Origin of the sequence: uncultured Bacteroides sp., assembly GCF_910586915.1 — a bacterium.
GTDB lineage: Bacteria > Bacteroidota > Bacteroidia > Bacteroidales > Bacteroidaceae > Bacteroides.
In genome coordinates this window covers 1-13,872 of the sequence record NZ_CAJULN010000035.1, presented here as the reverse complement: position 1 = coordinate 13,872, position 13,872 = coordinate 1, and the positions used below count along the sequence as shown (strand labels likewise).

The 13,872-nt window shown below is 45.3% G+C and carries 10 protein-coding genes, 1 tRNA gene and 2 pseudogenes; 9 read left to right on the top strand and 4 right to left on the bottom strand.

The annotated features are described in order from the left end of the window. Positions 1–17: 17 nt before the first annotated feature. Complete coding sequence (locus tag QZ331_RS11215; protein WP_294630277.1) at positions 18–2,903, top strand: bifunctional fucokinase/fucose-1-phosphate guanylyltransferase; 2,886 nt, start codon at positions 18–20, stop codon at positions 2,901–2,903. Between the two features lie 72 nt (positions 2,904–2,975). Then, positions 2,976–3,392, top strand: a complete 417-nt coding sequence (locus tag QZ331_RS11210) for a hypothetical protein (protein ID WP_294630253.1) — start codon at positions 2,976–2,978, stop codon at positions 3,390–3,392. 165 nt (positions 3,393–3,557) lie between these two features. Here the strand turns inward: QZ331_RS11210 and QZ331_RS11205 are convergent. After that, positions 3,558–3,647, bottom strand: a pseudogene (locus tag QZ331_RS11205) (IS982 family transposase); the annotation flags it as partial. Between the two features lie 585 nt (positions 3,648–4,232). Continuing rightward, positions 4,233–4,305: transfer RNA gene (locus QZ331_RS11200), tRNA-Arg, on the bottom strand. A gap of 221 nt (positions 4,306–4,526) precedes the next feature. On the opposite strand from QZ331_RS11200, the gene asnA reads away from it, so the two are divergent. Together asnA and ung are read left to right on the top strand one after the other, a co-directional pair. Continuing rightward, entirely contained in the window at positions 4,527–5,564 is a 1,038-nt protein-coding gene (gene asnA, locus QZ331_RS11195; protein ID WP_294630251.1) for an aspartate--ammonia ligase, read from the top strand. A gap of 5 nt (positions 5,565–5,569) precedes the next feature. Further along, the gene (gene ung, locus QZ331_RS11190; RefSeq protein ID WP_294630249.1) at positions 5,570–6,232 is read left to right on the top strand and encodes a uracil-DNA glycosylase; all 663 of its coding nucleotides are present in this window, start codon (positions 5,570–5,572) and stop codon (positions 6,230–6,232) included. Positions 6,233–6,333: 101 nt separating this feature from the next. Here ung and QZ331_RS11185 read toward each other — a convergent pair whose 3' ends face one another. After that, complete coding sequence (locus tag QZ331_RS11185) at positions 6,334–9,051, bottom strand: putative LPS assembly protein LptD (RefSeq protein ID WP_294630247.1); 2,718 nt, start codon at positions 9,049–9,051, stop codon at positions 6,334–6,336. A gap of 90 nt (positions 9,052–9,141) precedes the next feature. Next, on the bottom strand, positions 9,142–9,678 hold the full coding sequence (locus tag QZ331_RS11180; protein WP_294630245.1) for an HDIG domain-containing metalloprotein: 537 nt from the start codon (positions 9,676–9,678) through the stop codon (positions 9,142–9,144). Between the two features lie 67 nt (positions 9,679–9,745). Between QZ331_RS11180 and QZ331_RS11175 the strand changes: the two genes are divergently transcribed. The 5 genes and pseudogenes from QZ331_RS11175 to QZ331_RS11155 all read left to right on the top strand — a co-directional run. Beyond that, positions 9,746–10,912 carry a DUF1343 domain-containing protein gene (locus QZ331_RS11175; protein WP_294630243.1) on the top strand — a complete coding sequence of 389 codons (1,167 nt, stop codon included), beginning with the start codon at positions 9,746–9,748 and terminating at the stop codon, positions 10,910–10,912. Positions 10,913–11,616: 704 nt separating this feature from the next. After that, positions 11,617–12,189, top strand: a complete 573-nt coding sequence (locus QZ331_RS11170; protein ID WP_024988852.1) for a Crp/Fnr family transcriptional regulator — start codon at positions 11,617–11,619, stop codon at positions 12,187–12,189. A gap of 106 nt (positions 12,190–12,295) precedes the next feature. Then, a complete protein-coding gene (locus tag QZ331_RS11165) occupies positions 12,296–12,766 on the top strand; it encodes a hypothetical protein (protein ID WP_147441461.1) in 471 nt (156 codons plus the stop codon). 1 nt (position 12,767) lies between these two features. Beyond that, positions 12,768–13,658, top strand: a complete 891-nt coding sequence (locus tag QZ331_RS11160) for a DUF4377 domain-containing protein (protein ID WP_117987800.1) — start codon at positions 12,768–12,770, stop codon at positions 13,656–13,658. Between the two features lie 47 nt (positions 13,659–13,705). Beyond that, positions 13,706–13,789, top strand: a pseudogene (locus QZ331_RS11155) (DNA-binding protein); the annotation flags it as partial. Between the last annotated feature and the right edge of the window lie 83 nt (positions 13,790–13,872).

The following is a 13,872-nucleotide window of genomic DNA, read 5'->3' as shown; positions in this document are numbered from 1 at the left end:
ATTCTGTTTCATCCACCATACACTTTCACTATTTAAATAACGATTCTACCATGCAAAAGTTATTATCTCTACCCCCCAACTTAATCCATTGTTTTCACGAACTGGAAGAAGTGAACCCTGCCGACTGGTTTTGCACGTCAGACCCCATCGGAAGCAAATTAGGTTCCGGCGGTGGAACCACCTGGCTGCTACAAGCCTGCCATCAGGAATTCGCACCTCAGGATACTTTCAAAGACTGGATAGGACGCGAAAAGAGAATACTGCTCCATGCAGGCGGACAAAGCCGCCGTCTGCCCAGCTACGGGCCTTCCGGTAAGATATTGACTCCCATTCCTATTTTCAGTTGGGAAAGGGGACAAAAGTTAGGACAAAACCTGCTGTCGTTGCAGCTTCCGCTATACGAAAGAATCATGAAACAGGCTCCTGAGAGACTGAATACGCTGATAGCGAGCGGAGATGTGTACATCCGTTCGGAAAAGCCGTTGCAGGATATTCCCGATGCAGACGTCGTATGCTACGGTCTTTGGGTAAATCCTTCGCTGGCAACACACCACGGTGTGTTTGTGTCCGACCGGAGAAGCCCGGAAGTGCTCGACTTCATGTTGCAGAAACCTTCACTCGAAGAGTTGGAAAGTTTGTCGAAGACACACCTTTTCCTGATGGATATCGGCATTTGGATTCTGAGCGACCGCGCCGTGGAAGTATTGATGAAACGTTCTTTAAAAGCAGGAACGAACAACATTGCTTATTATGATTTATATTCGGACTATGGGCAGGCTTTGGGCGAACATCCCCAAATAGAGGACGAAGAGGTCAACCGGCTCTCGGTAGCCATATTGCCTCTGCCGGGTGGAGAATTCTATCACTACGGCACAAGCCATGAACTGATTTCTTCCACGCTCTCCATCCAGGACAAAGTACGCGACCAAAGAAAAATCATGCACCGGAAAGTAAAGCCCAATCCGGCTATCTTTATTCAGAATTCCACCACGCAGATTTCTCTTTCTGCCGACAATGCTAATCTTTGGATTGAGAACAGCTACATAGGAGAAGGCTGGAAATTAGGTTCCCGCCAAATCATCACCGGAGTACCTGAAAATCATTGGGACATCTGTCTGCCGGATGGCATTTGTGTGGATATTGTCCCCGTCGGCGAACGCAATTTCGTGGCTCGCCCGTACGGATTGGATGATGTATTCAAAGGAGCATTGGATAAAGCAACGACAACCTATCTCAACATCCCGTTCACACAATGGATGGATGCAAGAGGAATTACGTGGGACGACATAAAAAGTCGCACGGACGACTTGCAGGTTGCTTCTATCTTTCCGAAAACCGCTTCCGTAGAAGAGTTAGGATTGTTGGTACGTTGGATGACATCGGAACCTCAACTGGAAGAAGGGAAAAGAGTTTGGTTGAAAGCAGAGAAAATGTCAGCCGACGAGATTTCGGCAAACGCCAATCTCAAACGTCTATATGAACAGCGCAGAAACTTCCGCAAAGAGAACTGGAAAGGACTGTCGGCAAACTACGAAAAGAGCGTATTCTATCAGCTTGATTTGCAAGACGCCGCCAATGAATTTGTCGGCCTGAACTTAGACACTCCCGACGCTTTGCAAAAGGAAGCCGCGCCAATGGTGCAGATACACAACCGGATGCTGCGTGCACGGATTATGAAATTACGTGGAGACGATGCATGGAAAAATGAAGAACAAGCAGCTTTCCAACTGCTTCGCGACGGTTTGTTGGGAGCCATGCCCGAACGTAGAAACCACCCTGTACTCAGCGTTTACTCCGACCAAATCGTATGGGGACGCAGCCCTGTACGGATTGACGTCGCAGGCGGATGGACAGATACTCCTCCCTACGCTCTTTATTCAGGCGGAAATGTAGTCAATCTCGCTATCGAATTGAACGGTCAGCCACCGTTACAAGTGTATGTGAAACCCTGTAAAGAATATCACATCGTGCTCCGCTCCATCGACATGGGCGCAATGGAGATTATCAGCAACTATGAAGAACTGCAAGACTATAAGAAAATCGGTTCTCCATTCTCCATACCTAAAGCGGCACTTAGTCTGGCAGGCTTTGCACCGGCCTTCTCCGCCGAGAGCTACGCTTCATTGGAAGAACATTTGAAAGCCTTCGGCTCGGGAATAGAAATCACGCTGTTGGCGGCTATCCCTGCCGGTTCGGGGCTGGGAACCAGTTCCATCTTAGCGTCCACCGTTCTCGGAGCCATCAATGACTTCTGCGGGCTGGCTTGGGACAAGAATGATATTTGCAGTTATACCTTAGTATTAGAACAACTCTTGACCACAGGCGGCGGATGGCAAGACCAGTACGGCGGTGTATTTGCTGGTGTCAAGTTGCTTCAATCCGAAGCCGGTTTCGAACAGCACCCGTTAGTACGCTGGCTGCCCGACCAACTCTTTGTTCATCCCGACTATCGCGACTGCCACCTGCTATACTATACAGGAATCACCCGTACTGCCAAAGGTATATTGGCCGAAATTGTCAGTTCGATGTTCCTCAATTCGGGTATGCATCTGAACTTGCTGGCTGAGATGAAAGCACATACGATGGATATGAGTGAAGCGATTCTGCGCGGCGACTTCAATAGTTTTGCCAATTTGGTGGGCAAAACCTGGATACAGAACCAGGCAATAGACCGTGGCACAAATCCACCGGCAGTAGCCGCCATTATCGAAATGATTAAAGATTATACATTAGGCTACAAACTACCCGGAGCAGGCGGTGGCGGCTATCTGTATATGATAGCTAAGGACCCGCAGGCGGCAAGACAAATCCGCAAGATACTGACAGAAAATGCGCCTAATCCTCGTGCCCGCTTCGTAGAAATGACGCTTTCTGAAAAAGGCTTGCAAGTTTCAAGAAGCTAAATACCTTAAAGAAACAAGTCCGGATATAGAATGTCGCAACCCTAAAAGATATAAACCTTATAAAATACATTTATGAAATTATTCAAATTATTACTCATTGGTCTGCTATTCTCGTGCAACAACACAGAGAATCCGGAAACAGGAGAAACCAAACAAATTAATGTAACAATGACGAATCCTGACGCTACGGATGTCATCAATGTTGCAGGTATTTACAACCTCGAAAAGAATAAAGAATACTGTGTACGCGAAGATGGCAAGTACAAAATTCTATTGACCAAAAGTAACTATACAGATAAAAACGGCAAAGAACAGGAGACTCTTACTTATAGCATCCTTGACGTAGAGAAAAAAGAATTTCTCTACTATACAACAGAAATAAATGTAGCTCAAAGACTTGAAGCGGATTGGGATTATTATGATACCAATAACCCGGAAGAAGTGGATACAACCAAGCCTATCTGTAGTTCTAAGATTAAAGCAGAGTAATATCGAATGTTACCAAGAAAAGCCGCAACTACTTACAAATAAAGTAATTGCGGCTTTCTTGTGTGACCCCGAAGCGATTCAAACGCACGACCTTCAGAACCGGAATCAATCGTAGAATCCACATAACAATCTCATTTCCTATAAATTAACGTGAGTTCGATATAATCAGAACATAGCCAGTTGCCCGTCATTGACAAATTTCACATCAATGGCGGGTTTCTTTTCAAAGAAACAATAGGCTGCTATCGACCTTAGTAATTTCCTTTTTATATCTGTGAGAATCTCAAACGGCAAAGCCAACTCACCTTCATCCATATAAAATAAAGGAGATACAGCCATTTTTTATAGTGTACTTCACCGGATGCTTACGTTCAACCTATCGGTTAGCGGAGAATTGACTAAGATTTAATTTCCCGTTGCCTACAGACTAACGGTCGGGATGCATAAATTTATTCGTCTGACTATAGTTGAACTTGCGTCTGACTGTAGTGTTTCTTTCGTCTGACTATAGTCAGACGAAACGGTCACTATAGTCAGACGAATAAATTTTAGTAAGAAAAACAACAGACATTCGCATTGCAGCCGACAGGCAATCGCAGGAAAAAGATTAGTTTTATATAAGGCTCATGCGTGTTAATTGTTATATCAAACTGACGTTAATATAAACAAATCTCATTTATTGACACTCAAATTAGACTAAAGAAGTAATTTAGATATATGTGTAGAGGAATAAAATATTCCCAATTATATACTATTCTACGTTATGAATCCACTCTTAAACGACATCACCAAACAAAAGAAATCCCTCAATAATCTACTGATTATCAAGGGATTCATCTGTGACCCCGGTGCGATTCAAACGCACGACCTTCAGAACCGGAATCTGACGCTCTATTCACTAAGCTACGGAGCCATTCTTTTCAAATGCGATGGCAAAAGTATAAAAAAACTTCTCATTTTCCTAATGTTTCTTCTTTTTTTATATTTCTTATCTCATTTCCCTTCATACAAGCTATGTTATTTTGAAATGCTTTGGAGCATTTACTTTATCAATTTGATAATATTTTAGAGAGCATCAGTTACATATATCAATTTTATTCCTATCTTTGCCGACAATTAACATTCAACAGTGCTATGAGTTACTTGATAAAACCTAAGAACTATAACCCGTTGCTCGATCTCAAGCAGACTGAGTTGGGAATCAAACAAATCAAAGAGTTCTTCCAATTAAACTTATCATCCGAATTGCGTCTCCGACGTGTAACTGCTCCCCTCTTTGTATTGAAAGGTATGGGTATCAATGACGACCTCAATGGAATAGAACGTCCCGTTTCTTTCCCCATCAAAGACTTGGGAGACGCACAGGCGGAAGTGGTTCATTCATTAGCCAAATGGAAAAGAGTTACATTAGCCGATTATCATATCGAACCCGGATATGGCATTTATACCGATATGAACGCCATCCGTTCGGACGAGAAACTGGGCAACCTCCACTCGCTCTATGTAGACCAATGGGACTGGGAACGTGTCATCACCAACGAAGATAGAAACATAGACTTCCTGAAAGAAATCGTAACCCGTATCTATACGGCCATGATTCGCACGGAATATATGGTGTACGAAATGTATCCCCAAATCAAACCATGCTTGCCGCAGAAACTACACTTCATTCACTCGGAAGAGTTGCGCCAACTTTATCCCGACTTAGAGCCGAAAGACCGTGAACATACCATCTGTGAGAAATACGGAGCCGTATTTATCATAGGCATCGGCTGCAAACTAAGTGACGGCAAGAAACATGACGGACGCGCACCGGACTACGACGACTACACATCGGAAGGACTGAACGGCCTGCCCGGACTGAACGGCGACCTACTGCTATGGGACGACGTATTGCAACGCTCCATTGAACTGTCGTCAATGGGTATCCGTGTAGACAAAGAAGCCTTGCAACGTCAGTTGAAAGAAGAGAAAGAAGAGAAAAGATTAGAACTCTATTTCCATAAGCGACTGATGAACGACACTCTTCCGTTGTCTATCGGTGGAGGTATCGGACAGTCGCGCTTATGTATGTTCTACTTGCGCAAAGCCCACATCGGAGAAATCCAAGCCAGCATATGGCCCGAAGATATGCGCAGAGAATGTGAGAAACTCGAAATACACCTTATATAATTAGCATGAACGTACAGATTGAAGAAAGCTGGAAAACACATCTGGCACCCGAATTCGAGAAAGACTACTTCCGCATATTGACCGATTTCGTCAGAAGCGAGTATAGTCAGTATCAGATATTCCCGCCGGGAAAACTGATATTCAATGCTTTCAATCTTTGCCCCTTCGACAAAGTGAAAGTGGTAATCATCGGCCAAGACCCTTACCACGGACCGGGACAGGCACACGGACTTTGTTTTTCTGTAAACGACGGAGTACCTTTCCCTCCTTCATTGGTGAACATCTTCAAAGAAATCAAAGTGGACATAGGCTCCGAACCTCCGACGACAGGCAATCTGACACGTTGGGCGGAACAAGGAGTATTGCTGCTCAACGCTACCTTGACCGTACGCGCACATCAGGCAGGCTCGCACCAGAAACAGGGTTGGGAGACATTCACAGATGCTGCCATCCGCGTTTTAGCAGAAGAAAAAGAGAACTTGGTATTTATCTTGTGGGGCTCATATGCTCAAAAGAAAGGGGCATTCATCGACCGCAACAAGCACCTTGTACTTACTTCCGCTCATCCCTCTCCCCTATCCGCCTACAACGGTTTCTTCGGAAACAAACATTTCAGCCGCGCAAACGACTACCTGAAAGCACACGGAGAAACAGAAATCGCCTGGTAAGTCAGGGAATTAAGTAATTAAAGATTAAAGGCTGCGCTATTTTCTTTCTACAATGAAGTGATAGCGCAGCCTTTAATCTTTAATTTATAATTTCTAATTCCTTAGTACCATTGTACGTTGCTTTGCGTCTGGCTTCTCTGTTCGTACTTCAAGTCTTGCAGGATACTTGCATTGGCACGGATGGTTACGTTGTAGTACTTCCAGCGTCCGAAGGGTGAAAGGCTGGCAGACAAATTAAAACAGTGCAAGTCGCGCGAGATGGTGCAGGAAGTCTGCGTAATCTCTTTGGCCTGGAAATCATATCCCGAGTTGAAAGAGAGCGACCAGTTATTGGAAATCTTTATGTTTCCGTTGGCATTGAGATTATGCGTATAAGTATAAGGATACCTCATGGAATGGCGGTTGATAGGCTTCTTCCTGTCCTCGCGGATATTGAACGAATAACTGAGGCTCAGCGACCAGGGCATTTTAAACACCTGATAACCATCCGAGTCCGCCTGCGCCTTTTCTACCTTCTTTGTGGTAGCAATCTCTTCGCTGCCGGTTCCTTCGGCATCCTCCTCATCGTCGTCTCCATTCTTTTTGTTCTTGCCTTTCTCATCTTCTTTCGGACCGAACCATTTCTTCCAAGTATCATTATTGAAGGTATAATTGAAAGAAGAGCCATAACCCTGGAATCGTCCGAAACGTCCGTATGACCATTCCGTACGGTTGCCGGTCACTACATTACCATTCTTATCAAACGTATAGGCGTAGGTAGCAAACGAGGCGTTCATATTGAAAGTATAATTCTTGGTAAGTTTCAGACGGATATTCATGCTCAAATCGCTCCACGGCCGTTCCTTTGCCGCCATGTTGTAGGACATACTTGCGCCCAGTTCGTCAATCAGACTGACTTTCTTGAGTGTATCCTTCTTGGCATCGTAATACTTCATCTCGAGATTATTGGAAACGGAGAAACTGACCGTCCCCGACCCCTCACGCGAAGGCACGCCATAGGGCTGTCCGGTGAAAGGTGAATAATATTGCGTCTGACCGTTATAGTCGGTGTACTCTTCCCAATACTTGCTGAATCCCGGCGCGCCGCTCAAACTGACCTGCGGCGTGAGCACGTGACGAATCTGTATTTCCTTCTTCTTTGCGAAAAGCGGCTTATACATACCATAGAGTTTGGTGCTCAGGCTCAAACTTGCCGAATAATTGGATACCCTGTAAAAGCCGTTGAGCGAATCGCCCGGCAAGGCTTCCAACTGGTGTTTGTCTTCGTTGTAATGCTGGTTAATCTTGCGGGTGTACCACCGTTCGGTATAATTGACCGAAGGCGAAAGCTGCAAATATTTGAACAGTGTAAACGTGGCACTGATAGGGATGTTATGATTCATCGCATTCTCCCATTCGTTGAGTCCGGCCTTGAACAAACGGTCGTCTTTGGTACGGATACTGTTTGTCAGACGTCCGGTATAGCTGAGAGAAATCTTCTCATACCAGCGTTCGGCACCCGCCGCTTTCTTACGCTTGAAGGGGAAAAGGCGGCTTAATGTGATATTAAGGTCGGGCAATGTCACGGCAATCGAAGAGTCGTGCATGGTCTGGGCAATATTGGTCGTTCCAGACAGCGTAAGGCCGATGTCGGGGAAACTGCGCGAATAACTGATACTCGACGTCTTGGTATTCTGAGTCAACAACTGCGAATTGTAGAGGTTGTTGATATTGGAACGTTCATAACTGCTGGTCGAGAAGTTCACACTGGCAGAGAAGGTACTGTTGGGACTGGCTTTAGCGTCCTGACGATGGTTCCATACAATCTTGAAGTCCTTAGCAACCGAGTAGTCGGGCATTCCCTTGTCGCCCGTCTTGGTGACCTGATAGTCTGCTTGCAGCGTACCGGAGTACTTGTAGCGTTTATTGTAATTCGTCAGCGCGGAGAGCCTCCACGAACCTTTCGTGAAAATATCTCCCGTCATCTTCAGGTCCATGAGGTCACTGATGGCAAAGTAATAGCCCCCTTCCGCCAAACCGAAGCCACGGCTGGAGTCATCCATGTAAGTAGGCATGATGAAACCCGAAGAATAACTGCTGGAGAAGGGAAAGAAGAAGAACGGAACTGCCAACGGCAAGGGCACGTCTTCCACCACCAGATAAGCAGGCCCTGTCACCACATTCTTCTTGGGACGTACTTTCGCACGTGTCAGTTGCATATAGAAGTGGGGATGGTCGTGGTGGTCGCAGGTGGTATAGCGTCCCTGTTCCATAAAGATTTCATCGTTGGCTCCTTTCTTGGCCCTGCTTCCGGTCACGTATCCTTCGCCCTGTTGGGTGACGATATCCGTGATTCCCGCTTTCTTTGTCTTGAAGTTGTAGCGGATTGTCTCCGTGTCGTACGACGTGTCTCCCTCCTTGAATACAGGTTTGCCTTTCTCCACTCCGGTAGAGTCCTTGATGCCGTAGGCGTGAACGGTGCTGCTATCCAGGTTCATCGAAATCACCTCGGCGGCCAGTTCGATATTCTGATAATTGACCTTGCCGCTACCGTAAAGCGTGGCAGAGCCTCCCAAAGTAAACACCGTGGAGTCGTTGGATTCGTAGACAACCGGTGCGTCGAGCGGCTGCTTCTTCCGAACGGGTGCAACGGAATCGATGCGCACCGTAACCGTATCCGCCGTCCTCAACGAATCGTTTCCTTGCGGAGCATCCGTCTGTGCAGTATTGGAGGTAACCATCCCTCTTCTCCGACGCTGAGACATGGCCTCGTCGGGAAGCATCAGCAAGACAATCAGTAGTATAAATGATATAAGTATTTTCGCTTTCAATGGCGCCATTAACTAATAGTTTTACGCTTGAAGTGGCAAAAGTACGCAAACTTCACCAATAATGAGTCAGAATCTTCGTTATTTAATCATTTTTTAATGCTACAAAAAGAGCGAACACCATCTGTCGAAGCGGTACAGTCCCTCTTCCCCATGCTTGGCGATACTCTGGCGTGCCTTTTCTACCGACTTTTCTTCGTCCAGGTGGGTCTTAGAGAAGAATTTGTCGGCAAAGCAAATCAGTTGCTCCTCCATCGTGACAGGCAACATCTCGCGGTGGGGCACGGGAAGTTGCCGGCCGATGATATCCTGCAAGGAAAGCCCTGCTCCCGTATGGCGTTCGCAAACCAGCGCGTGTTGCGGAAACCCTTCGGCACGCAGGAGTTCGGCCCCCAAATATCCGTGAGCGATGTACAGATTCTCTCCGAAACACTGAATGCCCGGCGCATCCGTCTGAAAGATGCCGATGTCATGCAGCATGGCAGCTTCTTTTACAAAACTCCGGTTCAAACGCAGTTCGGGATGCGCATCTAATATCTTCATCGCCTTGCCGGCAACGGAAAGGCTGTGTATGACCAGGATTTGCCGTTGTTCTGTATTTTCGGGATAATACTTGTCAATGATTTCGTATGGATTCATGGGCCTGTTTTTTGCTCTCTTGAAGAGAAATTAATAATTTTGTGCAATATTACTAAAAATAACCGACATGGGAAATAGAACCACCCTCATTCTTTTATTTCTATTGGCCGCACTCTTCTTCCCCGCGTGCCTGAGCGGCAAAGTTGTCACCGGAGCCGAACGCCTTGACCGATACTTGCCGCTCGTCAAGGGCAAACGTGTCGGAATGGTAGTGAACCACACCTCAGTAGTAGGCGCAGAACAGACTCACCTGCTCGATACGCTGCTGAAACTGCACGTCAACGTGGTCAAGGTTTTTGCCCCCGAACACGGCTTCCGTGGAAAGGCCGATGCGGGCGAAACGGTGAAAGACGGCAAAGACTTGCGCACCGGAATTCCCATCCTCTCTCTCTATGGCAATAACAAAAAGCCTACCGCCGCCCAATTACAGGGGATTGATGTGGTTTTGTTCGACATTCAGGATGTGGGAGCGCGTTTCTATACCTATATCAGTACGATGTACTACGTAATGGCGGCGTGCGCCGAGAACCGCAAAGAGATGATTGTACTCGACCGTCCCAACCCGTGCGACTACGTGGAGGGGCCGGTACTCCGCCCGGAGTACCGCAGTTTTGTGGGTATGCTTCCCGTTCCGGTGCTTCATGGATGCACCGTCGGCGAACTGGCGCAGATGATAAACGGGGAGGGGTGGATTGGCGGCAGGCGCAATCCTTGTCCACTAAAGGTAATCCCGGTATCGGGCTGGAAGCACGGAGAACCTTACGCACTCCCCATAAAGCCCTCTCCGAATCTGCCCGACGGGCAGTCCGTCCGCCTGTATGCTTCGCTCTGCCCGTTCGAAGCTACCCGCATCAGCGTAGGGCGGGGAACGACTTTTCCCTTCCAGGTATTGGGCGCGCCCGACAGGAAATACGGCAGCTTCACCTTTACGCCCCGCTCCCTGCCCGGCTTCGACAAGAATCCGATGCACAAAGGCCGCCTCTGCTATGGGGAGGACCTCCGAAAAGCAACCGACACCAACGGATTCACACTCCGCTATTTCCTCCGCTTCTACCGCTTATCGGGCGAAGGGGCGGCTTTCTTCTCCCGTGCCCGGTGGTTTGATTTGCTCATGGGTACAGACAGCGTACGCAAAGCCATCCTCCGGGGCGAATCGGAAGAGACCATCCGCCACAGCTGGCAAAAGGAGTTGCAGGACTACAAAGAGATGAGAAAGAAATACCTGCTCTACTGACAGGGTGTTTCCGCCGCGCCGTCCCGGCTCTTTCCCCATACTCAGACTCTATATAGAACAAGCGGACAGAAGACTGCGAAGATGCTTTCTGCCCGCCCCCGAAAAGCCGAGATAACAACGGCCGACTGGAATTGACCAAACGGCCGACTCCAGTTGTCCTTTGCAAAAAAAGAGAGAAACAGGTGGGCGGAAGCAATATGAAGCAGCATTGAACTACGGGAAACAGAGATGGCGTGGCAACACGCTGCATCCATTATCCTCTCTCATTCCTCCTCTTTTTCCATAACTGCCAACTGTTGATGATATTCTGCCACATATTATATATATAATATCATATAAACCTGATTATTAAAACAAAAGCCCACCTATTACTAATAGCGGGTAACAAAATAGTAACAAAAAAAACGAAGAAATCGCTTTGTGGTGGGCTTCATGTGCAAAGGTAACAAAAGCCCTCTAACCATAAAAGTAAAACTGGCGAAAAGAATACTGTTTTTCTTTTCGCCAGCACATATAATTTGCTATCTAAATAAGTTTAGTTCGTTTTGGATATATAGACAAAGAAACGTACTAAACCTTTGAACTTAAAAATATAGCAAACATGTTATGTTACATACTTTTTTGAATATTTAAACAATGTAGTTAAGTACTATCAAGCATATTTCGGGTATTTTTTATACATTTGCTTCATTGACAAGTAAATGATGACTGAATTTAATTCATATATGAGCAATATAGACATAGACTTTTTTAAAGGGTTGTGTCTAAAATACGGAGAATTACGACATTATAAAAGGAATGAGTTCATTCTCCGTGAAGGTGATATATGTTCTTTCTTCGGGTTTATCCTGTCGGGCGTAGTTAAATACAGTTGTACCAATTGGACAGAAAACAAACTGTACAATGTCGGCTTTTCCTTTCCAAATGAATTTATAGCCGATTATCCCACTTGTTTATATAATATAAAGTCTGAATTGAATATACAAACGATAACCCCGTGTAAGATTTACATCTGTTCTTCCGAATTTTTACAACAAAAATTCGAGGAAAACAAAGAAAGTCAACGTATTGCCCGTATCGCAACTGAACAAGTGTTTTTCCAATCATATTCGCGTTATTTGGATTTATTCAGATTCACACCGGAAGAGCGTTATCTCCGACTTCTGGAAAGATGTCCTGACATCTTGCAGATGATGTCATTGAAAGAGATAGCGTCTTACCTCAAAATAACACCTGTACACATGAGCCGAATCCGAAACAAGCTGTGCAAGCGATAAACCTATGTTAAGAATATCATTCATTTAGCAAAATAAGAATCGCTCCTTATTGCCCAGCATCCTGCATTTACATATCTTTGGCATAATCACCAAAGCAGGAAAACAAATGAGAACAAAAGAACTTTTCGGAATAACAATGCTTTTTTTGTATGTATTCTGTTTTATCGGCTGTAGCAACGAAGATGAAGTCTTTCATTCTTTGAGTATGGACGTGGATGGTATAGAACTGACAAAAGAAAAAAAATCCGAAATATACTGGGGTGAGGCACCGGCCGACCGAATGAAATTTACAATAACCGGGAAAGGTAAATATGTTGATTTAACATACATAACGTCTGTCTGCATAGACGGTGTATCGCAGACTCAAAAAAACGACCAAGGTAAAAGAGAACCGGTTGATGAATATTCTGTTTGGGAAGGTGAATGGGGATATATCAAGTATCAGACAAAGCTACCCCCATATTGTATGCAGTTCGAATTAGCACCTAATACATCAGATAAGAAACGTTTCTATGAGTTTCAACTCGGATATGGATATTGGCATGCAATAGTGAAAATAATTCAAAAATCAAGATAATATGAAAACTACAAAATTATTAGGAATACTGATATTATTCTTCTGTACATTCGGTTTTATCAGTTGCAGCAATGACGAAAAAGAAGGAAGAAAAATCACCGATTATAAGGAATATGCCCTTACGGTGGCATCTGAAAAGCTTCCGGGTGTAGTGACTTCATGCGGTAATTATAATCAGGTGGACGTATATGCCGTTATGAAAGAAGGAGCCACGGAGTGGGAAGCACTGCCGGCAATCGAAGGATTTGAATACGAACCCGGATATGAATACAAAATCCGCATCAGTGAAACAAGCTATTTGGATTACACCATGGGAGACCCCGCATGGACGGAATACCACTTTCTAGAAATAATATCGAAAGAAGAAAAAACTTCCGCGAACCTTCCCCTCAACTTTATCCCTGCCTGGTACTATGAGGAGTTTTGCGCATATATAGATGCCGATTTTCAATATGCCATTGATGCAGACCAAGAAGAAAGCATTGAAAACGACCTTATGGCCAATGAAGTACTCTCTTCCCCAAATCTACGCTGTTACATTACCGGCCGATTTGAGAATTGGTTTTTATTAGACACAGAGAAGAATGTGGTAGAGCAAGGCATCCTTAAGACCGAAAGAAAGGATTACGAAGATTTTCCCGAAGCATACCGGCTGTTGCCTCCTAAAGGAAACGTATTGGGGTATATGCAATGGAAGTTCATAAAAGAAAGTGGTTCTAAAGAGAATGCGACACAATACGATGTATTTATTTGCGGCAAGGCTGTGAGCAAATCTCCCGCTCCCGAATCGGTAGTACCGTGGCTATACCAAGACCTTACCGTTTATTACCAAAACAAATATCCAGAAACAAATGTGAAGGCTGTCGTCATCTGCTATAAGATGAAAATCTGATATAGAATCACCTTTCCCAATCATTGGAATATTAAAGTTTTATTCGACTCCGGGAGTTCATCAAAGAAAGGTTCAGCATTACCACGCTACGCCAGTTCGAGAAAGAACACTGCACGAAGAAAAAGAAGTGAATCTGAAAATCCGGAACGGTGAATGGCTTCATCTGAATTAGTCAAGACTTAATCTGACAGTTACGTATAAAAAGAATAAATTT